Origin of the sequence: Arthrobacter sp. QXT-31 (assembly GCF_001969265.1) — a bacterium.
Taxonomy (GTDB): domain Bacteria; phylum Actinomycetota; class Actinomycetes; order Actinomycetales; family Micrococcaceae; genus Arthrobacter.
Genome location: NZ_CP019304.1, coordinates 2,572,733 through 2,597,497, shown reverse-complemented (window position 1 = coordinate 2,597,497; position 24,765 = coordinate 2,572,733). Strand labels below are relative to the sequence as shown.

The window sequence follows — 24,765 nt, the reverse complement described above, 5'->3', positions numbered from 1 at the left end:
GCGGCCGCTAAATGTCCGTGCGGTGGAAGTTCAGGTGGCTGCGGCTGGCGGTGGGCCCGCGCTGGCCCTGGTACCGGTTGCCGTACTCCCCCGATCCGTAGGGGTATTCCGCCGCGGAGGACAGCCGGAAGAAGCAGAGCTGGCCGATCTTCATTCCCGGCCACAGCTTGATGGGCAGCGTGGCCATGTTGGACAGTTCCAGGGTGACGTGCCCGGAGAAGCCGGGGTCGATGAAGCCGGCCGTGGAGTGCGTCAGCAGGCCGAGGCGGCCGAGCGAGGACTTTCCTTCGAGGCGCGCTGCGATGTCGTCCGGCAGCGTGACGGTTTCGTAGGTGGAGCCGAGCACGAACTCACCGGGGTGCAGGATGAACGGTTCGCCCTCCTCCACCTCCACCAGCCGGGTCAGCTCGGGCTGCTCTTCGGCGGGGTCGATGTGGGCGTACTTGTGGTTGTCGAACAGCCGGAAATAGCGGTCAATCCGGACATCCACCGAGGACGGCTGGACCATCGCGGCCTCGTACGGGTCGAGGACGATCCGTTCGGAATCAATTTCGGCACGAATGTCGCGGTCAGAGATCAGCACACCCTCAAAAATACCATTCCGGCCGAAAGCGGAAATCTCAGTCCGCGATCGTGCGTTCTTCGATAACACCCGGCAGCCGCTCCAGCTGATCAACGGCCGCACGGAGCCGGCCCCGGTATGCCGGGCGGACGAAGCTCCAGAAACCCTTTGCGGGTGCCTCCAGCGCGAACCGCACGCGGGTTCCGGCGCCTTCGGTGCTCAGGTAGAAGCCCCCGCGCAGGAACGACGGGCCGGCCACCACCTGGAACTGGATTTCGGCGCCGGTCCGCGCATGGGTGATCTCGTAATCGCGTGCCACCGGGCGTCCCCGGGGTCCGTCCATGGTCACCTGGTACCGGGCTCCCACACTCCCGGCACTGCCCGAACTGAGCCCTGCGCTCCGGACGCCGGACTGCCAGCTGGGGAGGTTGCGGCCGTCCAGGAGGAATGAATAAACCGTCATGGCGTCGCGCGCAACGAGGACCTCGTGTTCTGCACCTGCCATGGGGATCCTTTTCCGACGTGGGTCTGCCTTGCGTAGCCCGTTTCCCCGGTACCGCAGCTTACGAGATTCAGAATAGCCATCTGCGCGCCCCACGGCGGCGCACCGCCCGGGCCTTTACCGAACAGTTACGGGGAGGCCTTCCGGGCCGGTTGGCCGACGCGCAAGGGTCTTGGGTTCCGGTTGGCCGGCGCGGGCGCCCAACTGCGCTAAGCTAGGTTCTGCCCCGGGCAGTTTCCGGTGCGACTGCGGCTGTAGCTCAATGGTAGAGCGCTAGCTTCCCAAGCTCGATACGCGGGTTCGATTCCCGTCAGCCGCTCCAATCCGCCCCTTCAGGGTGCCCGGTTCCACCAGCCCGCCGTTGCCGTCACGCCGCCCGGCGCACCACCCGCAGCGGGCCCCGCCGGTTCCGCAGGTCCACCTTGAGCGTCAGCTCGCCTTTGCGGGCAAGGACGACGGCGACAGTCACCGCCGCGAGCGCCGGCACCCCTCCGGCCACCAGAAGCCCCGCGTGCGGATCCAGATGCTCGGCGATGAATCCGATCATGGGCCCGCCGAGGGCCTGGCCGCCGATGAGCACCATGATGTACAGGCTCATCACGCGGCCCCGGATGCCCATGTTGGAGCTGGTCTGCACCAGCTGGTTGGACGCGGTGAGGAACATCAGGCACCAGAACCCGGACAGCACCAGCGCGGCGCCGAAGAGTGGCAGGGTGGGGACGGCGGCGGATAGGCACAGCATCAGCCCGTACATGCCGGCCGCCAGAACCACCGAACGCAGCCTGAGCTGCCGGCGCCGGGTGGAGGCCACCGCCCCGGCCAGCGCCCCGAGTGCCACGAGGGCATTCAGCATGCCGTAACCGCCTGCGCCAATGAAGTACACCCGGTCCGCGAAGGCGGCGAGCAGCACCGGCAGGCTCATGGCGAACACGGAGATGAAGCCCACCATGAGCCACGGCCAGTAGATGGTGGGCTTGCTCAGGGCATACCGCAGGCCCTCGCGCAGCATCCCCTTGGACTTGGGCGCCGGCGTGCTGACGAACAGCTCGTCGCGGCGCAGCAGCAGGAGCATGGCCACCGTGGAGCAGCAGGCGGCGGCGTTGGCCGCAAAGGCCCAGCCGGCCCCGACGGCAGTCAGCAGCACCCCGGCGATCGCCGGACCGATCAGGCCGCCCAGCTGGAACGTCGTGGAGTTAACGCTGATGGCGTTGCGCAGGAACCGTGGCCCCACCAGCTCGTGAACGAAGACCTGCCGGGCGGGCTGGTCCAGCACGGTGACCAGCCCGAGCACCAGGGCGATGATGTAGACGTGCCACACCTCGATCCGTCCGGTGAGCGCCAGGGCGGCGAGCGCGGCGGCCAGGACAGCGGCGGCGGACTGGCACAGAATGAGGATCCTGCGCTTGGAGAACCGGTCGGCCACCATTCCGCCCCACGGTCCCAGCAGAAGCGAGGGCAGGAACTGCAACGCCACCGTGATGCCGACGGCGGTCACCGAGCCCGAGAGCTGGAGCACCAGCCAGTCCTGGGCGATGCGCTGCATCCAGATGGCAATGACGGCAATGAAGTGCCCGGCGGCGAAGAGCCTGAAGTTGGGAACCCGGAGTGAGATGAAGGTGTGCCGCCATGGAAGGCGTTCACTGACGACGGCGACGGTTTGGGTGACGGAGGCCAGGGGCGGCGGTGGGGGTGTCACAGAGGTTCCTCAGGTGAGCGGGCCGACGGGGATGCCCTCAACGCTATGGCGGCCAGCTCTGATTGTGGAAGGGTATTGCTCCTATAAGTATCATTGCTGATCGTAATGACATCCCCGGCACAGGAGGCCGCATGTTCGACCCGGCGCAGCTCCGCTCCTTCCTCGCCGTTGCCGAAACGCTGAGCTTCACCAAGGCCGCGGAACGGCTGGGACTGGCCCAGCCGACGGTCAGCCAGCACGTCCGCAAACTCGAGGTTGCCGCGAAGCGGACGCTCATCAGCCGGGACACGAGGGACGTCAGGCTCACGGACAACGGCGACGCCATGGCCGGCTTTGCCCGCAGCATCCTCGCCGCCCACGATGCCGCCGCCCGCTACTTTTCCGGCTCCGCCATGCGAGGGCGGCTGCGCTTCGGCACCGCAGACGACCTCGCCATCACCGGCCTGCCGCGCATCCTGCGCGAGTTCCGCCAGATCTACCCGCAGATCAACCTCGAACTCACGGTCGGCCAGAGCGACCAGCTGTACAAGCGGCTGAATTCCGGCCAGCTGGACCTCGTCTTCGTGAAGTGGGTTGCCGGCGCCAAGGACGGCACGGTGGTCCAGCACGACACCTTTTCCTGGGTGGGCCTCGAACAGACTGCTCTCGAGCCGGGCCATCCCGTCCCGCTGATCGCCTATCCGGCGCCCAGCCTGAGCCGCAAGCTTGCCATCGACGCCCTCGAATCCGTGGGCCGGACGTGGCGCATCACGTGCACCACCAAGCAGATCAGCGGCGTGCTGGCGGCCGTCCGGGCCGGGATCGGCGTGGCCGTGATGCCGTCCTCGCTGGTGCCGGAGGACCTGAAAATCATTACCCGCCGCTTCGAGTTGCCACCCGTGGGGGACGTCGACTTCACGCTGATCAGGAACCCGCTGGCGAACGCCGAGGTCATCGACGCCCTGACCCAGGCCATCATGGGAAGGACCCTCAAGAAGCCGGTTTAGCAAGCTGCGCCGCGTCACCGCGGCCTTTTCAGCGGCGTTGGGCAGGGTCCGGCGGCGGGCGGGGGCAGTGCTTCCGCAGGAAAATGATTGATAACGGTTCGCAGCTGGCCTATGCTGTGACTGTTGCGGTCATGCAGCGGCTGTCAACATGCAGGTTTCGAAAACGGACAGGCTTGGCAAGGACGCCCGCCGTGTCCGGGATAGGTATGCCGTGACCACAGCCGCAAACCCCCGCTATACCCGCCACTCCATGACCGTAGACGCCGAATACGTCGGCCAGCCGAACTGCGAAAAGTGCGGAACTGACGAGTTCATCTACCTTGAGTCCTTCGTGCCCGCCAAGCACCGCCAGGACGGCACCGTCCGGAAGCTGGGCGAAGTCGCATACACCTGCACGCGCTGCGAGGACTTTTCCGCACACAGCGTTCCCGCATCATGGGCTCCACCTGGCTGGTATTTGGGTTAGGGCAACAACAGGCAAATAGAACGGGCGGGCACCTGGTGGTGCCCGCCCGTTCTGTTTGCCTTAGCCCTGCCCTTCGCCGGGATGGTTCGGCGAAGGGCAGTGCGGCGGTCCTAGATGCGGTAGTCCTAGATCAGTGAATCGGAGAGGTGGTTGGGCGTGCCGAACCGATGCGCCGTGATGCTGACTGCCTGCTCGTGCAGGAACGGCAGCATCTCGATCCGGCCGGCCTCCGTCACCTCGTGGGCGTAGATCGCCAGGTCCGGACGGCCGCCGGTGGCTTCGGCGAGATCGGAAGCAGAGCCGCCGATCAGGCGGATCCGTCCGCCGGACAGCTTGCCCGCCGCGGCGAGACGGCCCGCGGATGCCAGCCACGCGGCGTCGTCCTCCACCGTTACGGGGATGTCCAGTCCGGTGAGCACCGCACGCAGCTGGGCGGGAAGTTCGACGCCGGAGGAGACGGTGAGCGGCGCGCCGGCAAGTACGCCGGCGCCTACTGTACGGACGAGCGCCCGGAGGGGTTCGCCGTCGGACAGCCGGACGGTGACCGGCAGCGCACGGTAACGGAAGATGTTCCGCTCGGCGCTCAGCTTGGAGACGTCCTTGGCGGTGCCGAATTCGTCCGCCCAGGCGAGGGCGTCGGAACCGAGTGCCCGTTCCAGCGCCTCAGTGTCGGCGGCGCTGAGTTCGCCCTTCACGGCATCCACGAGCCGCTGCACCCGGCGGTTGGCAATGCCCGCCGCCGCGCCGTGCGTGCTTTCGGCGCTGGTCCAGTCACCGAGGCCGGCAAGGTAGTTGGGGCCGCCTGCCTTGGTGCCGGCGCCAACCGCCGACTTCTTCCAGCCGCCGAACGGCTGGCGCTGCACGATGGCACCGGTGATGCCGCGGTTGATGTAGAGGTTGCCTGCCTGGATGGTGTCCAGCCATACGCCGAGTTCATCGGTGTTGAGGGAGTGCAGGCCGGCGGTGAGACCGTACTCGATCTGGTTCTGGATGGCGATGGCCTCTTCCAGGGTGTCCGCGGTCATGACGCCGAGGACCGGACCGAAGAACTCGGTGAGGTGGAAGTAGGATCCGCGCTTGACGCCGTAGCGCACGCCCGGGCTCCAGAGCCGGCCGCTGTCATCGAGCTTGCGGGGCTCGACGGCCCAGTTCTCGCCCTCGCCGAGGGTGGTCAGCGCGTTGAGCAGCTTGCCCTTGGCCGGTTCAATGATCGGACCCATCTGGCTGGTGGGATCCTGCGGGTAACCCACCTTCAGGGAGGTCACGGCGTCGATCAGCTGGTTGCGGAACCGCTTCGAGGTGGCCACGGAGCCCACCAGGATCACCAGGGAGGCCGCCGAGCACTTCTGGCCGGCGTGGCCGAAGGCGGAGTAGGCAACGTCCTTCGCGGCGAGGTCCAGGTCCGCGCTGGGGGTGACGATGATGGCATTCTTGCCGCTGGTTTCTGCCAGGAGCGGCAGGTCCTTGCGGAAGGAGCGGAACAGCTCAGCGGTCTCGTAGCCGCCGGTGAGGATCACGCGGTCCACGGCAGGGTGTGAGATGAGCTGCTGGCCGAGCTCGCGTTCGCCCAGCTGCACCATGGTGAGCACGTCGCGCGGGACGCCTGCCTCCCACAGGGCCTCGATCATCACGGCACCGCTGCGGCAGGCCTGCTTGGCGGGCTTGATCACGACGGCGGAGCCGGCGGCGAGTGCCGCGAGCGTGGAACCGGCGGGGATGGCCACGGGGAAGTTCCACGGCGGGGTGACCACGGTCAGCTTTGCCGGAACGAAGGTGGCGCCGTCGACGTCGTCGAGCTTGCGGGCGGATTCCGCGTAGTAGTGGGCGAAGTCAACGGCCTCGCTGACCTCGGGGTCGCCCTGGTCGATGGTCTTGCCGGTTTCGCTGGCCATGACCTCGAGCAGCTCCGCGCGGCGGGCCTCGAGGACGTCGCCGGCGCGGTGCAGGATTTCGGCGCGTTCGGCACCGGACAGCGCACCCCAGGCCTTGCCCTTCTCGACGGCGGTTTCAATCACCGTGTTGAGGGTGTCCGCGTCTATTATGGTGGCGGCTTCAACGGAGGCGTTGCCCAGGGTCGATGCCGGAACGCGCTCCAGGATCGCCCGGCCCCAGTCGCGGTTCGCCGGCAGGGACGGATCCGTGTCCGGGGTGTTCTGGAAGCCGGTGCGGGGCATCAGCTCTGCCGGCTGGCTGCGGTTCTGCAGGCGGTTGGGCGCCGGCACCTCGTCGTCGAGCTCTTCCAGGGAGGACAGGAAGCGCTGCTTTTCGCGCTCGAAGAGCCCTTCGTTTTCGCTGAGCTCGAAGACGGCGGACATGAAGTTTTCCTGGCTGGCGCCCTCTTCGAGGCGGCGGATCAGGTAGGCGATGGCGACGTCGAATTCGGCCGGGTGCACTACGGGCGTGTAGAGCAGCAGGGAACCGACGTCCTTCTTCACGGCTTCAGCCTGGCCCTGCGCCATGCCGAGGAGCATCTCGAATTCGATACCCGACTCAACGCCGCGCTTCTTGGCCAGCAGCCAGGCGAAGGCGATGTCGAACAGGTTGTGGCCGGCGACGCCGATCCGGATGTTGCCGATCCGGTCCGGGTGCAGCGCGTAGTTGATGACGCGCTTGTAGTTGATGTCGGAGTCGAGCTTGGTGCCCCAGGTGGCCAGCGGCCAGTCGTGCAGCGAGGCTTCCACCTGCTCCATGGGCAGGTTGGCACCCTTGACCACGCGGACCTTGATGGCGGCGCCTCCGTCGGCGCGGCGGGCGGCAGCCCATTCCTGCAGCCGGATCATGGCGGCAAGGGCGTCAGGAAGGTAGGCCTGGAGCACGATGCCGGCTTCCAGGTTCTTGAACTCGGGCTTGTCCAGGATCCGGGTGAAGACCGCGATGGTCATGTCCAGGTCCTTGTACTCCTCCATGTCCAGGTTGATGAACTTGGGGTTGGGGAAGGAGGCGGCACGGGCGAACAGCGGGGTGAGCTTTTCGACGACGTGCTCCACGGCTTCGTCGAAGGCCCAGGCGGAGTGCGGGGCCACGGTGGAGGACACCTTGATGGAGACGTAGTCCACGTCGGGGCGGGCCAGCAGCGCATGGGTGCCCTCGAGCCGGCGGGAGGCCTCGTGCTCGCCCAGGACGGCCTCGCCGAGCAGGTTGACGTTGAGCTTGATACCGTCCTTGCGGATCTTGGCGATGGCCGGGCCCAGCTTGGAGTCGGTGGCGTCAACGATGAGGTGGCCCACCATCTCGCGCAGGACCTTGCGGGCCACCGGGATGACAACCTGCGGCAGGACCGGTGCCATGACACCGCCGGCCTGGACGGCCTTGCGCATGTACCAGGGCAGGAAAGCGGGAACCTTCGGGGCCAGGGCGGCAAGGTTGCGGGCGGCCACGTGCAGGTCCTCGGGACGGACCACGCCATCCACGAAGCCCACGGTGAAGTCCAGGCCGTTCGGGTCCTTGAGGACGCCGGCGAGCTGCTCTGCGGAGGCATCCACGGGCATCTTCGCGGCTTCGGTCAGCCAGCGGCGGACGAGGGCGATTGCGTCATTGGCCAGGGCGGTCGCTTCAGCGACGTCAGACCCTGCCGAGGGGGTGGCGACGGTGCCGGTGACAGCGGCGCCCTTGCCTGCCTGCACGCGGTGATCCGTTGCGGTGTTGGTCATGGCTTTCCTCGTTCTTTCAGTGCGATTTGATCGTCTTATCCATCAGTATGGGCCTCACTTCTCTTAAGATAAAGCGACCTTTCCTTAGCAATACACATTAGAAATACCGATCGTTCTGGAAGCCCTTCGTAAGCCCTGCATCGCGGCCCCGGCACTCGCGACGGCAGGAGGTGAGGACGCGTTTGGAAATTCCCGGCAGGAGGTGAGGAAGCGTCAGGGAAAAACCTGCAGGAGCTGATGGAGCGTCGCTGACCTCAAACGCTCCCTCAGCTTTCGCCGTCGAACTTTAAACGCCCCCTCACATCCCGCCGCCAAAGAACGAACCCTCCCGCACCTGGGGTGCGGGAGGGTCGGGGGTATGGCGCGCAAGGGGCGACGGGGCTACACCGGCGTGTGCATCTCCACCGCTTCGTCGTGCCGCGGGCTGTTCGGGTTCATCAGCGAGTGCCGCTTGCCGTAGGCGAAGTAGATCACCAGGCCGACCAGGAGCCAGATGCCGAAACGCATCCAGGTCTCCCAATGCAGCTGGAACATCAGGAAGGCGGACGCCAGAACGCCGAACGCGGGGACCACCGGCATCAGCGGCAGGCGGAAGGTGCGCGGGGCATCCGGCTTTGTGTAGCGGAAGATGATCACGGAAACGCACACCACCACGAACGCCGCGAGGATGCCGATGTTGGTGAGGTCGGCAACGGCCTTGATGGGGAACACGCCGGCCAGGAGCGCGGACGCGATGCCGCCGATCCAGGTCACGCGCTGCGGGGTGCCGTGGCGGTCGGTCTTCGAGAACCAGCCGGGGAGGAGGCCGTCGCGGCTCATGGAGAACCACACGCGGGTGACGCCGAGGAGGAATGTGAGCATCACGGTGAGGATGGACAGCACCGCGAAGACGGAGATGATGGTGGCGATGACAGGAAGCCCGACGCCGGTGAACGCCGAGGCGAAACCTGCCGCGGGATCGATGTCGCGGTAGTTCTGCATGCCGGTCAGCACGAGGGTCGCGGCAACGTAGAGGAGCATGGCGATGACCAGGGACAGGATGATCGCCTTCGGCATGTGCTTCTTGCCGTCAGTGGCCTCCTCGGCCGCGGTGCTCATGGCGTCGTATCCAAAGACCGCGAAGAACACGGTTGCCGCACCGGCCAGGACCGGGCCGAAGCCGCTGGGCATGAACGGGTTGAAGTTCTCGGTGTTGATGTAGAAGACGCCGAGGCCAATGATGAAGAGAATCAGCAGGACCTTGATTGCTACGGCCACGAGTTCAAAGCGGCCGAAAGTCTTGGTGCCGCGGGAGAGGATCCAGGTAACCAGCAGGCAGACAAGGATGGCGGGAATGTTGACGATGCCGCCCTTCCCTTCGTCGGCCGTGGACGTCATCCATGCCGGCATGTGGATTCCGATGCCGGACAGGAAGGCGTCAAAGTAGCCGGAGATGCCGATGGCCACCACGGCCACGATGGCTATGTATTCGAGCAGCAGGTCCCAGCCGATGAACCAGCCGATGATTTCGCCGAGGGCAACGTAGCCATAGGTGTAGGCCGAGCCGGCACGCGGGATCATTCCGGCGAACTCCGCGTAGGAGAGCGCCGCCGCGGCCGAGGCAAGGCCGGCGACCAGGAAGGAAATGAGCACTGCAGGCCCCACGCCCGGAGTGTCGGCGCTTCCGTGCGCCACAAGGCCGGCAAGGGAAAAGATGCCGACGCCGATGATGCCGCCGACGCCGATGGCCGTCAGCTGCCAAAGTCCGAGGGACCTGAATAGCCCGCTGTGCTTGTTCTCTACTTCGATGTCGTCAATCGGCTTGCGCCTCAGGATTGACTGCGAGGGATCTGTTGTACTCATCGGGACTCCTGCGTAGGTGCGGCCCATCATTTCGCCCAGTGATGGGGGTAACTCAATCTGTTCAGTATGCAAGCAGTGTTGCATTAGATAAAGTGCATACTTCTAACCAGTATTCGTTAGTCCAACTATTCAGTTATGCAACCCAAGGAACAGCCCATGCTTGATGTTCGCCGGTTGAGGCTGCTCCGCGAGCTGAAGATCCGGGGCACGCTGGCCGAGGTGGCAGCAGCCCTGCAGTACAGTCCCTCCTCAGTGTCCCAACAGTTGGCCCTGCTTGAGAAGGAAGTAGGGGTGGAACTGCTCAGGAAAACCGGCCGCCGCGTGCAACTGACCCCGCAGGCCGAGGTGCTGGTGGCGCACACTGCCCATCTGCTGGAAACCCTGGAGCAGGCCGAGGCGGATCTGGCGGCGTCGCTGACCACCGTCTCCGGGACGGTGCGGATCGCCGTCTTCCAGTCCGCCGCACTGGCCCTCATGCCGGACGCGCTGACCCGGCTCGCCGCGACCTACCCCGACGTCCGGATCGAGATGACCCAGCGCGAGCCCGAGACGGCGCTGCATGAAACCTGGGCCCGCGACTTCGACCTGGTCATCGCCGAGCAGTATCCCGGCCACGCCGCGCCGCGCTACCCGGAGCTGGACCGGGTACGCCTCACCAGTGACGCCATTCGCCTCGCCGTTCCGCCGGCCGCCGAGGGCAGGCCCAAAGTCGGCGCGCTGGCGGACACGGCAGAGATGCCCTGGGTGATGGAACCGCGCGGTGCGGCATCGCGCCACTGGGCCGAGCAGGCCTGCCGGAGTGCAGGCTTCGAGCCCGACGTCCGCTTTGAAACGGCGGACCTGCAGGCCCAGATCCGCCTGATCGAGTCGGGGAACGCCGTCGCCCTGATGCCGGATCTGGTGTGGACCGGCCGGGGCACCACAGCCCAGCTGCTGGACCTTCCCGGCAAGCCAAGGCGGACCGTCTTCACGTCGGTTCGGCGCTCGGGGGCGCAGCGGCCGGCCATCCTCGCGGCCCGTGAAATCCTGGCCTCCACTGCCGCCTCCATTGCCGCGGCCCAGGAAATCGATACCGGAGCGGACGCCTCCGGCGCCCCCGCAGCACCTGCAGCACCTGAAGGAGCGGCAACCGGCGGCGAAGCGGTATGACGGGGTGTTCCCTGGCTCACAGCCAAGCGTTGACCCCGGCGTTAGACTGTTGACGTTATGAACCGCACAATGTTTAAGTCCAAAATCCACCGGGCCACCGTCACGCACGCGGACCTGCATTACGTGGGTTCAGTCACCGTTGACCTGGACCTGCTCGATGCTGCCGACATCCTGCCCGGCGAGCTCGTGGCGATTGTGGACGTCACCAACGGTGCCCGCCTCGAGACCTACACCATCGCCGGCGAGCGCGGTTCCGGCGTCATCGGGATCAACGGCCCCGCGGCGCACCTGGTGCACGAGAACGACACTGTCATTCTGATCACCTACGCCCAGATGACCACCGAGGAAGCCAAAGCGTACGAGCCCAGGGTTGTCCACGTGGACAAGGACAACCGCGTCATCCAGTTGGGCAACGATCCCGCGGAAGGCCTCACGCCGGGGCTGCTGCGGCCGCCGTTCGCGCTCAACAACGCCGCGCTCAGCTAGGGACAGCAACGCCACGGCGAGATCCCTGCCACAAGGTGAGCCGCGGCCGAATAAATATGATTAGGCTGGGATGGTGGATGCCGTCCCCTGCCCCAGCCTGCCCCCGGTGGCACCGGCGTGCTAGGCGTCCTCGCAGGCTTCTTCGTGGTCTGGTCCATCATTCTGGTGGGCATGTTCGTAGGCAGACGCAGGATCCTCGGCGAGAATGCCCGGCAGGTCCTGAGCGGGCTGACCTTCTTCGTGGCCAGTCCCGCCCTGCTTTTCGAAACGCTGAGCAAGGCGAGCCTGCGCGACGTGTTCGCCCCCCCCGCTGCTCGTGGCGGCCGTCGGCGCCGTCAGCACCGCCGCCCTGTTTTTTGTCATCGTCCGGTTCCTGCTCAAGCGCTCCGTTCCGGAATCGCTGATGTCCTCCATGAGCGCCTCGCTGGCCAACTCCGCCAACCTCGGCATCCCCATTGCGGTGTACGTCCTCGGTGACGCCAGCCATGTCGCTCCCCTGCTGATCTTCCAGCTGGCGTTTTTCACGCCGCTGTTCCTCATGGCCCTCGATGCCACCACCAGCTCGCACCGCACCACGCCGCTGCGGTTCCTGATGCTGATCGTGAAAAACCCCATGATCGTCGGCTCGGCCCTTGGCCTGCTGGTCGCCGGCACAGGCTTCCAGGTTCCGCCGTTGCTTCTGGAGCCCATCCATCTGATCGGCGGCGCCGCCATTCCGGCCATGCTGATGGCCTTCGGCATGAGCCTGAACGGGTCAAAGCCCCTGCAGGCGGATGCAGGCCGGAGAACCGATACCCTGCTGGCCAGTGGCTTCAAGCTCTTTGTGCACCCGGCAATTGCGTACGTCTTTGCGCGCTTCGCCCTCGGACTGGATGGCGCCGACCTGTTCGCCGTCGTGGTCACGTCCGCCCTGCCAACGGCGCAGAACGTGTTTGTCGCCGCCAGCCGCTACAAAGCCGGGCTCACGGTCGCCAAGGACACCGTTCTCATCACCACGATCGTCGCCGTGCTTGCGATGATCGGTGTGGCCCTGCTGCTGGCATAACAGCTGCTTTATCCCCGACCGCCCCGCGGCTGCCGCCCGAACTGGAGGAAACCTTGAACACCACCCTGGACACCGTGATCATCGGAGGCGGAGCCATGGGTTCGGCTGCCGCCTGGGCGCTGGCCGCGCGCGGGCGTGACGTGACCCTGCTCGAGCAATTCGCGCCCGGCCACCTGAAGGGCGCTTCGCACGGCGCCACCCGGAACCTGAGCCTTGCCTACGCCGAGCCCGAGTACGTCGGCATGCTGGCCGAAACTCTGAAGCTCTGGGCCGAGCTCGAAAACGAGAGCGGCGAACAGCTGCTGGCGCGCACCGGCGTCGTCAACCACGGCCCCGACCCGCGCCTCGGCGAGATCCACGCAGCCCTGAACAGCGCCGGCCTGCGGGCGGACTTCGTTCCGCTCGCCGAAGCCGGAGAGCGCTGGCGCGGCATCCGCTTCGACCAGCAGGTGCTCCACATGCCCGACGGCGGCCAGCTCAACCCCGAGGCCGCCCTTCCGGCGTTCCAGCGGAGCGCGGCACGGAACGGCGCAGAAATCCGGCACGGCGTGAAGGTGGTGGGGCTGGAAATACTCGACGACGGCGCCCGGCTCACCGTGGACGACGACGGCCGGACGGAGGTGCTCACCGCCCGGCAGGCGGTGGTCACCGCGGGCGGTTGGACCTCCAAGCTGCTCGCCGGCTCCGTCATGACGCCGCGACTGACCGTCACCCAGGAGCAGCCGGCCCACTTCGGCATCAGCGACGACGGCGCCACCTGGCCGGGCTTCAACCACTTCCCCGGCGAGGGCGGCGACTACGCCGGCTTCTACTCCCCCGTGTACGGCATGCTGACCCCCGGCGAAGGCGTCAAAGCGGGCTGGCATGGCGTGGGGCCCGTGGTGGATCCGGACCGGAGGTCCTACCTGCCCGAACCGCGCCAGCGGGCAGCCCTCCAGCAGTACGCGAGGGACTGGCTGCCCGGCGTGGACGCCGACGCCATGACCGACATCAGCTGCACCTACACAACCGCCCCGGACCACAACTTTGTGCTGGACCGGGTCGGGCCTGTGGTCATCGGGGCCGGCTTCGCAGGGCACGGCTTCAAGTTCACGCCGGTGGTGGGCCGGATCCTTGCGGACCTTGCCACCGGGGAAGGCCGGGCGCCGGAGATCTTCGCCGCCTCCCGGGCGTAAAGCACCCCGCAGCGAAGGCAACCGGCCCACGCCCCGAGTCAGCCCCGCTGGTGCCGGTCCAGGAGCCGGGCACAGCGGATGAACCCAAGGTGCGAGTACGCCTGGGGGTGGTTTCCCAGGTGAGTCTCGGTGCCCGGATCGTACTCCTCAGGAAGCAGCCCGGTGGGCCCGAACAGGTTAACCAGCTGGTCAAAGAGGTCCCAGGCCTCGGCGATCCGGCCCACCGCCACGTAAGCCTCAATCAGCCACGTGGTGCAGATGTGAAACCCGCCCTCCAAGCCCGGCAGGCCGTCGTCGTACTTGTACCGGAACACCGTGGGGCCCACCCGGAGTTCCCGCTCCACGGCCGTGACGGTGTCCAGGAACCGCTGGTCACTGACGTCGAGCAGGCCGGACAGCCCGATGTGCAGGACCGCGGCGTCAAGGTCGGGGCTGTCGTAGGCCACGGTGTAGGACGCTGAACTGTCATCCCACCCCTCGCGGAGAACCTCGTCGCGGATGGTGGCGGCGATCTCCGCCCAGGCAGGATGGGGGCTGCGGCCGTGGCGTTCGGCGGTACGGAGCGCCCTGTCCAGCGTGACCCAGCACATCACCTTGGTGTAGACGTGGTGCCGTGGAGCGCGGCGCGCTTCCCAGATGCCGTGGTCGGGCTCGTGCCACCGGGCCAGCACGGCACTGGCCATCTGGACCAGCAGTTCCCAGTGTCCCTCCGCCAGCGACTCCTGCGCCTCGCTCAGCCCGTGAATCAGCTCGGCAATCGGGCCGAAGACGTCCAGCTGGACCTGATGGTCCGCGGCGTTGCCGATCCGGACCGGACGCGATCCCGCATATCCGGGCAGGCTCTCGATGATGGCTTCCGTGGACAGCGGTGCCCCGGTCACCGAATACAGCGGATGCAGCCACTCCGGGCCCGGGGCGTTGGCCAGGATGCCGGCCAGCCACCTGAGGAATCCTTCCGCCTCCGCCGTCGACCCGAGGTCCAGCAGGGCGTTCACGGTCATGGAGCCGTCACGCAGCCAGCAGTAGCGGTAATCCCAGTTGCGGGTGCCGCCGATTCCCTCCGGCAGCGAGGTGGTGGGAGCGGCCAGCACCGCGCCCGTGGGTTCGTGGACCAGCGCGCGCAGCACCAGTGCCGAGCGCCGCACCAGCGATGGCTTCACGCCCGGCAGCGTCAGGCCCTGCACCCAGCGCCGGGAGTGATGTGCGACGGCGGCCCGGCGGTCCGCTTCGTCGGTCACCGCCCGGTTGGACGCCGGCTGCTGTATTTCGGTGTCGCCGCACCGGAGGATGAGGACCACCGGTCCGTGCTGCAGGTTGACCTCGGCGGTGGCCGTTGCGTGCCGCCCGTCCGAGGTGACGGTGAAGCCGACGCCGGGTGCCAGCAGGATGATGGGGTCGGAGGTGCCGACGACGTGCAGCTCGCCAGCGCGGGCCTCCATGCTGAAGGGCGCGTTGGCGTAGTCCGGCCGGGGTGCGAAGACGATCCTTGCGGCGCCGGTGCCGGACAATACCCGGACGAGGCTGGTGATGCCTTCCGGGGCTGGTTCAAGATAGTCGGTCACGGTGACGTCCGCCCACCGGGTTTCCACGATCATGGTGCTGTCCACGTACCGCTGCCCCAGCACCCTCGACGCCTTAACCGGCTCCACGGAAAAGTGCCCGGCGCCGTCACCGCCGAGGATATGCGCGAAGAGGGAGCCCGAATCCGGCAGCGGGTGGCTCATCCAGCAGATCTTGGCGTCGGGCGTCACCAGTGCCGTGGAGGAGCCATTTCCGATCATGGAGTGCCGTTCCAGGCCGACCGCGTCCTCACCGAAAAGCCACGAGCGGCGCAGTTCGAAGAGGATCCCCAGCACCCGCGCGAATGATTCCGGGTCCTTCAGCCGGTGCTTGGCCGGCGACGGCAGGTCGCCCACCCAGAGCCCCATGTCCGGGCCGCGAAGCGTTTCCATGGCGAGTTCGTCGCTCATGGCATCACCCGCGTACAGCGCGGCACTCACGCCCAGCCGCGCCCGGAGGTGGTCCAGGGCCTCGGCTTTGGACGGCTGCACCACAGAAAGGTCCAGGACGGAGCCGTCCACAATGAAGAACAGCCCGAAAGCCCGGGCAACTTCCTCCGCCTTGGCGGTGCACTTGGCCACAATGTCGGGGGCGGCGGACCTGGTGTGGACCGAGACCGCGACGGGCTTCCGTTCGACGCTCACGCCCTTGTGGGCGCCCACCGCTTCGAGCAGTGCCTGGTTGGCCTGCTGCAGCACGGACTCGGTGGCCAGCGACAGTCCGTGGGCGAACCCCATGTCGAACTCCGCCCCGTGCGAACCCACGAGATGGACCTCGGCGGGAAGCCTGGAGACGGCGGCCAGGTCACGCAGGGAGCGGCCTGAGATGACGGCCGCGTGCGTGTTGGGCAGCGCGGCCAGCGCCCGGAGGGCAATGGCCGCGCCGCCCAGCGGCAGCGTCTCCGTCGAGATGCCTTCGGCGGCACACAGCGTTCCGCCGTAATTACAGGCAACCAGCAGCCCCGGCGTGCGGGCGAGGATTTTCAGTTCGCCGAGCAGCTGGGGCGTGAGCCCGTCGTCGGCCGCTTCGGACTGGACGAAGGCCCGCAGCAAGCCCAGCGGGAGGGATTTGGTCAGCAGTGCGGAGTCGGCCACGGTCTGGTTGAGAGGAGTGGGCATGCGCGGCAATCCTTCGGATTATCCCCAATCGGTCTTGGACTCCTAAAGTGTCTGCCGCGGCCGTTTCCCCTGAATATCCCGTTTATTGCGTGCGTGTAACTTTGCCGGGCCCGTTCCTTCGTGCGGGAGAAAATTTCTCCCGTCGGACGGTCAGACGCGGACGAGCCCCGCGGCCTCCGCCAGAAGCTCCACCGAGCGGAGCCGCTCTGCCGTTCCGGTGCTTTGGTGCGCCACAATGAGCTCGTCGGCGTCGGCATGCCGGGCGAAGCCGTCCAGGTAATCCAGCACGGCATCCGGGGTGCCCACGGCCGAATACTTCATCATTTGCGTCACGTGCTGCCCCTGCGGCGAGTCCAGGATCATGTCCGCCTCGTCATCAGTGAACTGGCGCCCGCCGCCGAAGAACAGCGACACGCGTGCCCGCATGGTTGCCCGCAGCATTTCCTGGGCGTCGGAGGCGGCATCGGCGGCCACCACGTTGACCCCTGCGATGACGTGCGGCGCCGCCAGCTGCTCCGACGGCTTGAACTCCCGGCGGTACAGGGCGACGGCGTCCTGCAGCGCATTCGGCGCGAAGTGTGAGGCGAAGGCGTAAGGCAGCCCGAGCTGGGCCGCGAGCCGCGCTCCGAAGAGGGACGAACCCAGGATGTAAAGCGGCACGTTGGTTCCCCTGCCCGGCGTCGCCTCCACGCCCTGCACGCGGGTGGGCCCTGTCAGGTAGCCCTGCAGTTCCAGGACATCCTGCGGGAAGGTGTCGGCGGAATGCGGGTCACGGCGCAGGGCCCGCATGGTGTTCTGGTCGCTGCCGGGTGCCCGGCCGAGGCCCAGGTCAATCCGGCCGGGATGCAGGGTCTCCAGGGTGCCGAACTGCTCGGCGATGGTGAGCGGGGAATGGTTGGGCAGCATCACGCCGCCTGCCCCCAGCCGGATGCTGTCCGTGTGCGCGGCGACGTGGGCGATCAGCACGGACGTGGCCGACGACGCGATGGAGGACATGTTGTGGTGCTCGGCGTACCAGACACGCCGATACCCGAGCTTCTCAGCCAGCTGCGCCATGGCGACACTCCCGGCAAAGCTCTCCGCCGCCGTCTGGCCCTTGCCGATGGTTGCCAGGTCGAGGATGGAGAGGGGAACAGTCACGGCGGGATGGCCTTTCGTAGGGGTTGCACAGCTGCCGGCCTCGCGGTGGTCCGGCATGTTGGGAACAACGACGGCGGAGCCCGGGTTATTTCTGCCCGGTGCGGTGATGCTGTCCACATATCCTGTCCGGGCACCTCCCGCTATGCTGGCGCCATGGCCAGCAAGTCCACTGCAGAGAAAGTCACCACCATCCAAAAGGGCTACGCCCTGGAGGGTGCCACCATCGAGCTGGGCGCAGCCATCGTCGACGGCGAACTGCACAAGGACGCGCCGGTCCGGCTGCCGCTTTCCATGATGAACCGGCACGGGCTCGTGGCCGGCGCCACCGGCACGGGCAAGACCGTCACCCTGCACATGATGGCGGAACAGCTCTCCACCGCGGGAGTGCCCGTGTTCCTGGCTGATATCAAGGGCGACCTTTCCGGGCTCGCCACGGCGGCACCCGGAAGCGACAAGCTGGCCAAGCGGACCGAAAGCATCGGGCAGGCATGGTCCGGAAAGACGTTTCCCGTGGAGTTCCTGGCGCTTGGCGGGGACGGCGACGGCATCCCGGTCCGGGCTACCGTCACGTCCTTCGGGCCCATCCTGCTCTCCCGCATCCTGGAGCTCAATGACACGCAGGAATCCAGCCTCCAGCTCGTGTTCCACTTTGCCGACAAGAACAACCTTGAGCTGGTGGACCTGAAGGACCTGCGCTCGGTCATCCAGTTCCTCACTTCCGACGAAGGCAAGGAAGCGCTGCAGGAACTGGGCGGCCTGTCGAAGGCCACTGCCGGCGTCATCCTGCGTGAACTGGTGGCCCTCGAGGCGCAGGGCATGGAGCGTTTCTTTGGGGAGCCCGAGTTCGACACCGCCGAGCTCCTTCGCACCGCGCCGGACGGAAGGGGCGTCATCAGCTGCCTGGAACTGCCCACGCTGCAGACGAAGCCGCTGGTGTTCTCCACCTTCCTCATGTGGCTTCTCGCGGATCTGTTTGAGGAGCTGCCCGAAGCCGGCGACCTCGACAAGCCCAAACTCGTGTTCTTCCTCGACGAGGCGCACCTGCTCTTCAATGACGCCTCGAAGGCCTTCCTGGCGGCCATCACCACCACAGTCCGCCTGATCCGCTCCAAGGGGGTGGGCATTTTCTTCGTCACGCAGACCCCGAAGGATGTCCCGGCGGACGTCCTCGGGCAGCTGGCCAACCGCATCCAGCACGCCCTGAGGGCTTTCACCCCGGAGGACGCGAAGGCCCTCAAGGCCACCGTCTCCACCTTCCCGCTCAGCGACTATGACCTCGAGGAAACCCTGACGTCCGCAGGCATCGGCGAGGCTGTCATCACCGTCATGAATGAGAACGGCGCGCCGACGCCGGTGGCCCTGACCCGCCTGCGTGCGCCGGAGTCGGTGATGGGTCCCAGCGCCGTCGAACTGGTCCGGAGCACCGTGGCGGGGTCGGCGCTGCTCGCAAAGTACGGCACTGCCGTGGACAATCTCTCGGCGTACGAGAAACTGACCGGTAAAGCCGGCGCGCCCACAGGCGCCGCGGCCCCCGGGCAGCCGCCGGCGCCCTCCCCCGAGGTGTTCGTCCCGGGGAATCCTGATCCTGTGGCGATCGACGACGAAGCCCGCCGCATCGAGGAGGAGATCCTCGGGCGCCCCAGCAGCAGGCCGTCCAGCGGCTGGCAGCCGGAGTCCACACACCCCGGCGGGACGGTGCCACCACCGGCCAGGCGCCAGGCTCCCCCGCCTGGCGGCATGATGGAGGACATCACCGGAGCCTTGGGCGGCGTCCTCGGCAGCGGCCTGAAAAGCATGGCACGGTCCATGGGAACCCAGCTTGGCCGGGAACTCCTGCGGGGCGTTTTCGGCACCTCGTCCCGGCGCCGCCGCTAGCGTCAGGCAGCGCCGGGAGCGGCGGGTGAGGCCCCGCCGTAGGGCGTTCCTGGCCCGTGGACGGACGTCACGGTGACCACCGCTACTCCAGAGTTGCCTGACGTTGCAGGTAACGTGGGGTGCGTGCAAATGAGTCAAGCGTTGGTGAAAACGGCGGCCGGGTGGCTGCTGGGCCTCATGCTTGCCATCGTTGGCGCCATCGTTTCGGTCAATCTGGTCAACTCCTCCGTGGCCAGTCCGCAGCAGCCCGTGCGCGATTACCTGGAGGCACTCCAGCACGGCGAAGGCGAGCGGGCGCTTGGCCTGCTCCGCGCGTCAGTGCCGGACGCCGACCCCGCCATGCTGGACGGAACGGCCCTGCAGACGTCGGCCTCGCGGATCACTAACGTCAAGATCGGCGCCGCACAGGGGCGCGGCGGCAACCGGGTGATGGTGCCGATGGACTACACCATCGACGGCAGCCAGCTGCACACCGAGTTCCTGCTGGAGAGCACCGGCACCGAATGGCTGTTCTTTCACAAGTGGTCCTTCGTTCCCACCACCCTGCCGACGGTGGACGTCAGCGTGGTGAACTCCGGCGAGGCGACGCTTAACGGCGTGCCGGTGAACATGCCCGCCGGCCACAACAGCTTTGCGGTGTTCTACCCGGGCGAGTACGAGGCGTCCCTCAACGGCCAGTACTTCGCCGCTCCCCCCACACGGGCGACTGTCTCCAGCCGCGAGGCCCCCGCCGCGCCGCTGAACCTGCTCACGCATGCCACGGACGAACTGAACCAGGCGGTGTCCGCCCGGGTCAAGGAGTTCCTCGACAAGTGCGCGGCGGAAGCCGGCCAGCAGCAGCGGCTCCAGCCCGACTGCCCGTTCTACCACGTCACGAATAACCGCGTGGTGGACGGGACCATCAAGTGGAGCATCACCCAGTACCCGAAGGTCACCATCGAGCCTTTTGACGGCCGCTGGGTGGTGGCGCCGCTGGACGGCAAGGCCAAGATCACCGCCCAGCAGATCGACCTGTTCACCGGAGCCGTCTCGCCCCTGGACGTGGAGCACGATTTCAGCTTCACCACGCGTCTGGACATCAACGGCGACACCATCAAGGTCACGCCGCTCCTCACCTTCTAGGACCTCGCTTGCCGCATGGATCGGCAAAAGACTGCCACCCGTGACGCGTGGTCACGGGCGGCAGCCTTTGCTTCGCAGCGCGGGACCTTAGTCCATGCCGCGGAGGTCCAGCACCAGGTCGGTGTCGCCGTCGGCCTGCAGCACCACGGGGATGCCCCAGTCCTGCTGGTAGAGGTGGCAGGCCGCGTGGTCCGGAATCTCGCCGTCCTCGGTTTCCGGGCCGTCGCAGGCGGCTGCCCGGGCGGTAATGTGCAGCACGCCCTCCGGAACGTCGGAGGCCAGTTCCAGCGTGCGGAGCAGGCCAACAGAGGTCCCGCCGCCGGACACGATGAGCTCCGGCGGGGTGGAGGAGATCTTCAGCTGGGTGGGGTCGCCCCAGCGGTCGTCGAGCTTCTGGCCGGTGGGTGCCGTGAAGCGGACCGTGAGCTCCAGCAGGCCGGGCGCCACGGGGCTCTTGGGCCGGTGCGTCTGGGAAGCGCCCTCATCCACCTGCTGTGCTTCCTTGGGGATGGGCACGTACACGAGCTGGTGCTTGTTCGCCTCGACCACCACCAGCAGCGGCTCGGCGCCGGCTGTCTGGGTGTGATCGACGATCACGTCGGACGGCTCGGCCAGGCCGCGCGCCAGCGTGGAGACGGTTTTGGCAGCGGGGTCGTAGCGGCGCACCGCACCGTTGTAGGTATCGGCGATCGCCACGGACCCGTCAGGCAGCACCGTGACGCCCAGCGGGTGCTGCAGGCGCGCCGCGGAGGCGTCGCCGTCGCGGAACCCGAAGTCGAAGAGCCCCTTGCCCACGGCGGATTCGACGGTGACGGTGCCGTCGTCGTCGATCACCAGCTTGCGCAGGGCAGAGGTCTCGGAGTCGGCCACCCAGATATTTCCATCAGCGTCCTCGGCCACACCTGATGGCTGCGCGAACCATGCCTCGTGGGCGGGCCCGTCCAGCAGGCCTTCCAGCCCGTTGCCGGCGATGATCGAGACGTCCCCGGTGAGCGGTTCGTAGCTGAAGATCTGGTGCACGCCGGCCATGGCGATCACCACGGCGTTCAGCTTGCTGGACCAGACAACGTCCCACGGCGAGCTGAGGGCGACATCCAGGGGATGGTCCCCCAGGCGCCCGGTGAAACCGGCCGCGTCCTCGTCCACGCGCGCGGGACCGGTCTCGAGGAGCCGCTGCACGCCGCTGCCAACGAGCGTGGTGACGGTACCGTCCGCCAGCGACAGCCCCCGCAGGCGGTGGTTGACGGAGTCGGCAATTACGACGTCGTAGCCCGTCTTGGCTGCCACGTCTTCCGGCAGCAGGACAAGACCCTGCGGTTCGTTGAACCGGGCGGTGCCGGCGGCGCCGTCGGCGTGGCCCTTCTCCCCGGAACCGAAGGTGTTCAGCACGGTGTGGAAGTCGGTGCCGAGCTCCAGGACGCGGTGGTGCCCGGTGTCGGTGACCAGCCAGGTGCCGGCGTCAGTGGCACCGTTTGCAGCGCTGCCGGCGGCAGCACCGCCGTCGGGCGCGGAACTGGCGGACTGCGAACCACGGCCGGACGGCAGGTAGAGGGCCTTGCCCGGGAACCGCAGGGTTCCGGACGTCGGCTCCGGGGCCACGTAGGGGCCGCTGCCGCGGTGGAGGGTACCGCGGGCCTCGTGCTCGGCAATCAGCTCGGGAATGAGCACGCCGAGGCCGTCAGCGTGGCCTTCGCCTGACAGGTGCGCCACGATGTAGCCCTCGGGGTCAATGACCACCAGTGTGGGCCAGGCGCGGGCCGTGTAGGCCTTCCAGGTTTCCAGTTCGGGGTCGTCCAGGACCGGGTGGTGGATTTCGTAGCGTTCCACGGCGGCGGCCAGCGCGACAGGATCGGCCTCGTGCTCGAACTTCGGGGAGTGGACGCCCACGGTGACCAGGACGTCGGAGTACTTTTCCTCCAGCGGCCGGAGTTCGTCCAGCACATGGAGGCAGTTGATGCAGCAGAAGGTCCAGAAGTCCAGGAGCACGATCTTGCCGCGCAGGGCTTCCAGGTCCAAAGACTTGCCGCCGGTGTTCAGCCAGTTGCGGCCTACAAGTTCGGAGGCGCGGACCCGGAGGTGGGTGCGTACGGTTTCGCTCATCAGCGTCCTTCCAGCTTTGAGTTGCGTTCAGCCAGCTTGGCGTCGCGTTCAGCCAATTTGGCAAACATATCGTTGTAAGCGGTGAGATCGGCGTCATTATTCCTGTCCGCGGCCCGGTCGGTGCGCCGGGTTTCGCGTTCATCTGATTTCGACCACATGATGGCGACGCCGATCGCCACCAGCAGCGTGGGCACCTCGCCGATGCCCCAGGCCACGGCGCCGCCCATTTGCTGGTCCTGCAGCGCGGACCCTCCCCAGCTGCGGCCGAGGTTGCCGAAGTAGTCGGCCGCCAGCAGGTTGGTGCCGCCCATGATGGCCACACCGAAGAAGGCGTGGAAGCCCATGGTGGCCAGCAGCAGCAGGAGCCGCAGCGGGTACGGCGCACGCCGGGGCAGCGGGTCCGAGCCGATCATGCTGAGCACGAAGATGTAGCCCGTCAGGGCAAAGTGCAGGTTCATCAGCTCGTGGCCCACATGCTCGCGCATCGCGAAGCTGAACAGATCCGAGTAATAAAAAAGCACGATCGAGCCGGCGAAGTTGGCGGCGGCGAACAGCGGGTGGGTGACCACCTGCGAGAACTTCGAATGCACGAACAGCAGGAGCCACTCCCGGAGGCCGCGGGAGCCGTCCTTCCGTGCCGGAAGTGCCCGGAGCGCAAGCGTCACGGGGGCACCGAGCACCAGGAAGATCGGGGCCACCATGGTGAGGGCCATGTGGTCCACCATGTGCGCGGAGAACAGTACCCGGCCGTATACCGACGGCGGTCCCGACGTGATGTAGGTCAGCACCAGAAGGCCGATGATCCAGGGCACGGTGCGGAACCAGGGCCACTTGTCCCCGCGTGCGCGGACCTTGGCCACGCCCAGGAGATAGGACGCCAGGCCGAAGACGGCCACGGCGACCCAGAGCCAGTCCAGGCGCCATTCGGTGACCCAGCGTTCGGGCGTCAGCTCGGGTGGCAGCTCGTAGCCGGAGAGAATGAATGCTGGCGAGGCGTCAGGGGCATAGCTGGTGGGCTCCGGCGGCGCCGAGCGGCCCAGTGCGACTGCGATCCCGGACGTGGCGCCCATGATGAGGAGTTCGATGAGAATCAGCTGCCACAGTACGCGGCGGGCAGACAGGGCCGATCCCGCGCGGGTCAGCTGCGGGATGACCCACTGCCGGTGCATGAAGCCGATCCCGCCCAGTACCAATGTGGCAGCGGACTTGGCGAGGATCAGCTGGCCGTAGGCCGAGCCGAACAGGTCTGTCCAGCTGGTCACCCGGATGCTGGCGTTGATGACGCCCGAGGCGAAGACCAGCGCAAAGGCGAAGCCAGCAAGGGAGGAGAACCGGCGGAGGACCGGTTCGGTGATTTCCTGGCTTGCCGGCTGGGACAGGTGGCCGGCCTGGCCGCTCTGGCCGCTACGGGCGGCGGTGGCCGCGTTGCGCGGGGCGAGGATGCCGGAGAGGAGGGCCAGCAGGATGATGCCGCCCACCCAGACGCTGACCCCTACCAGGTGCAGGCCCAGGGAGTTGATGGCGCCTTCATGGTCGTTGGAGCTGGCGGAGTGGCCAATCAGCGCGGTGGGGACCAGGCCGATCAGTGCCAGCAGCAGCGTGAATGCCAGGCCTGTCAGTGAACGGACTCCGAAGAGGGCGGTTGTCACCACGGCGGCGATGATCGTGACGGCCAGCCAGGCGCGCCCGGTTTCGATGTCTGTCATGAAGAAAACGAGGGCGCGGGTGTACTCGGCGTCCCCGGAGACTCCCTGCCCAGCTACATCCGAGTAGGTAAGGACCAGCACGGCGATGGCCGACAACGTCCACGCCACGCCTGCAGCGGCCGCGATGGCAAGGGCGCGGGTGAAGGCCGGGTGTTCCGGGGCGTCGGCCTCCTTCGACCGGGATCCGCCGACCTTGTGCGGCAGAATGCCCGCGGCGAAAATGAGCCCGCCGATGACGGCGGCCAGCGAGACGTTGTGGATGGTTTTGCTGACCGGCAGCCCCCACCGGACCAGGGCGCCGGGGTCGGAAACCTCACGGGCGGCAGCGGCGCCGGAGAACAGCAATGCGGCCACCAGGCCGAGGATGAGGGCACCGAGTCCGGCCAGCTGCCACGCCCGCGGAACGCCGAAGGCCATGTCAGTGCCCCGCGTGCCCGAATCGGGCGCGGGTTGCGGAGTAAGGGGTTTTGCTGCTGCAGGCACCTATCCATTGTCCGCTACCGCCGCCGAGGCTGCGAATCGAGGGTTAGGCGCACTGGGGGTTAAAGGCAGGAGGAGCGGCTACCCGTGGGGTGCCGCTCCTCC

At 67.3% G+C, this 24,765-nt stretch carries 16 protein-coding genes, 1 tRNA gene and 1 pseudogene; 9 read left to right on the top strand and 9 right to left on the bottom strand.

Annotation, left to right across the window (positions count from 1 at the left end):
• Nucleotides 1-7: 7 nt before the first annotated feature.
• Together dcd and BWQ92_RS11685 are read right to left on the bottom strand one after the other, a co-directional pair.
• Complete coding sequence (dcd, locus tag BWQ92_RS11690; protein ID WP_076799682.1) at nt 8-583, bottom strand: dCTP deaminase; 576 nt, start codon at nt 581-583, stop codon at nt 8-10.
• Between the two features lie 37 nt (nt 584-620).
• A complete protein-coding gene (locus BWQ92_RS11685; protein ID WP_076799680.1) occupies nt 621-1,067 on the bottom strand; it encodes an SRPBCC family protein in 447 nt (148 codons plus the stop codon).
• Nucleotides 1,068-1,312: 245 nt separating this feature from the next.
• Between BWQ92_RS11685 and BWQ92_RS11680 the strand changes: the two genes are divergently transcribed.
• Nucleotides 1,313-1,386: transfer RNA gene (locus BWQ92_RS11680), tRNA-Gly, on the top strand.
• A gap of 45 nt (nt 1,387-1,431) precedes the next feature.
• On the opposite strand, the gene BWQ92_RS11675 is transcribed toward BWQ92_RS11680, so the two are convergent.
• Nucleotides 1,432-2,760: an MFS transporter gene (locus BWQ92_RS11675; RefSeq protein ID WP_076799679.1), complete on the bottom strand. Its 1,329-nt coding sequence runs from the start codon at nt 2,758-2,760 to the stop codon at nt 1,432-1,434.
• A 131-nt stretch (nt 2,761-2,891) separates the two neighbouring features.
• Between BWQ92_RS11675 and BWQ92_RS11670 the strand changes: the two genes are divergently transcribed.
• Both BWQ92_RS11670 and BWQ92_RS11665 read left to right on the top strand, forming a co-directional pair.
• Nucleotides 2,892-3,746, top strand: coding sequence for a LysR family transcriptional regulator (locus tag BWQ92_RS11670; RefSeq protein ID WP_076799677.1), 855 nt, complete (start codon nt 2,892-2,894; stop codon nt 3,744-3,746).
• Nucleotides 3,747-3,957: 211 nt separating this feature from the next.
• Complete coding sequence (locus tag BWQ92_RS11665) at nt 3,958-4,212, top strand: hypothetical protein (RefSeq protein ID WP_076803676.1); 255 nt, start codon at nt 3,958-3,960, stop codon at nt 4,210-4,212.
• 125 nt (nt 4,213-4,337) lie between these two features.
• On the opposite strand, the gene BWQ92_RS11660 is transcribed toward BWQ92_RS11665, so the two are convergent.
• Together BWQ92_RS11660 and BWQ92_RS11655 are read right to left on the bottom strand one after the other, a co-directional pair.
• Nucleotides 4,338-7,862, bottom strand: a complete 3,525-nt coding sequence (locus tag BWQ92_RS11660) for a bifunctional proline dehydrogenase/L-glutamate gamma-semialdehyde dehydrogenase (protein WP_076799676.1) — start codon at nt 7,860-7,862, stop codon at nt 4,338-4,340.
• Nucleotides 7,863-8,243: 381 nt separating this feature from the next.
• The gene (locus tag BWQ92_RS11655; protein WP_076799674.1) at nt 8,244-9,704 is read right to left on the bottom strand and encodes an amino acid permease; all 1,461 of its coding nucleotides are present in this window, start codon (nt 9,702-9,704) and stop codon (nt 8,244-8,246) included.
• Between the two features lie 156 nt (nt 9,705-9,860).
• On the opposite strand from BWQ92_RS11655, the gene BWQ92_RS11650 reads away from it, so the two are divergent.
• The 4 genes and pseudogenes from BWQ92_RS11650 (at nt 9,861) to BWQ92_RS11635 (ending at nt 13,559) form a co-directional block, all read left to right on the top strand.
• The gene (locus BWQ92_RS11650; protein WP_076799672.1) at nt 9,861-10,853 is read left to right on the top strand and encodes a LysR substrate-binding domain-containing protein; all 993 of its coding nucleotides are present in this window, start codon (nt 9,861-9,863) and stop codon (nt 10,851-10,853) included.
• Between the two features lie 57 nt (nt 10,854-10,910).
• Nucleotides 10,911-11,339 (top strand): aspartate 1-decarboxylase, encoded by a 429-nt coding sequence (gene panD, locus BWQ92_RS11645; RefSeq protein ID WP_172804278.1) that lies wholly within the window; start codon nt 10,911-10,913, stop codon nt 11,337-11,339.
• Nucleotides 11,340-11,456: 117 nt separating this feature from the next.
• Nucleotides 11,457-12,384 (top strand): annotated as a pseudogene (locus tag BWQ92_RS11640) (AEC family transporter).
• Between the two features lie 53 nt (nt 12,385-12,437).
• On the top strand, nt 12,438-13,559 hold the full coding sequence (locus tag BWQ92_RS11635) for an FAD-dependent oxidoreductase (protein ID WP_076799669.1): 1,122 nt from the start codon (nt 12,438-12,440) through the stop codon (nt 13,557-13,559).
• A gap of 38 nt (nt 13,560-13,597) precedes the next feature.
• Here the strand turns inward: BWQ92_RS11635 and BWQ92_RS11630 are convergent, their stop codons facing one another.
• Nucleotides 13,598-16,237, bottom strand: a complete 2,640-nt coding sequence (locus tag BWQ92_RS11630; protein ID WP_076799667.1) for a trehalase-like domain-containing protein — start codon at nt 16,235-16,237, stop codon at nt 13,598-13,600.
• Between the two features lie 150 nt (nt 16,238-16,387).
• The gene (locus tag BWQ92_RS11625; RefSeq protein ID WP_076803675.1) at nt 16,388-17,377 is read right to left on the bottom strand and encodes an LLM class flavin-dependent oxidoreductase; all 990 of its coding nucleotides are present in this window, start codon (nt 17,375-17,377) and stop codon (nt 16,388-16,390) included.
• Nucleotides 17,378-17,530: 153 nt separating this feature from the next.
• Here BWQ92_RS11625 and BWQ92_RS11620 point away from each other — a divergent pair, with 153 nt between their 5' ends.
• Both BWQ92_RS11620 and BWQ92_RS11615 read left to right on the top strand, forming a co-directional pair.
• Nucleotides 17,531-19,252: a helicase HerA-like domain-containing protein gene (locus BWQ92_RS11620; protein ID WP_076799666.1), complete on the top strand. Its 1,722-nt coding sequence runs from the start codon at nt 17,531-17,533 to the stop codon at nt 19,250-19,252.
• A 129-nt stretch (nt 19,253-19,381) separates the two neighbouring features.
• Nucleotides 19,382-20,374, top strand: a complete 993-nt coding sequence (locus tag BWQ92_RS11615; protein WP_172411781.1) for a hypothetical protein — start codon at nt 19,382-19,384, stop codon at nt 20,372-20,374.
• An 87-nt stretch (nt 20,375-20,461) separates the two neighbouring features.
• On the opposite strand, the gene BWQ92_RS11610 is transcribed toward BWQ92_RS11615, so the two are convergent.
• Complete coding sequence (locus BWQ92_RS11610; protein ID WP_076799665.1) at nt 20,462-22,474, bottom strand: NHL domain-containing thioredoxin family protein; 2,013 nt, start codon at nt 22,472-22,474, stop codon at nt 20,462-20,464.
• Nucleotides 22,474-24,597 (bottom strand): cytochrome c oxidase assembly protein, encoded by a 2,124-nt coding sequence (locus BWQ92_RS11605; RefSeq protein WP_236783216.1) that lies wholly within the window; start codon nt 24,595-24,597, stop codon nt 22,474-22,476. The genes BWQ92_RS11610 and BWQ92_RS11605 overlap by 1 nt, the downstream gene beginning before the upstream one ends.
• Between the last annotated feature and the right edge of the window lie 168 nt (nt 24,598-24,765).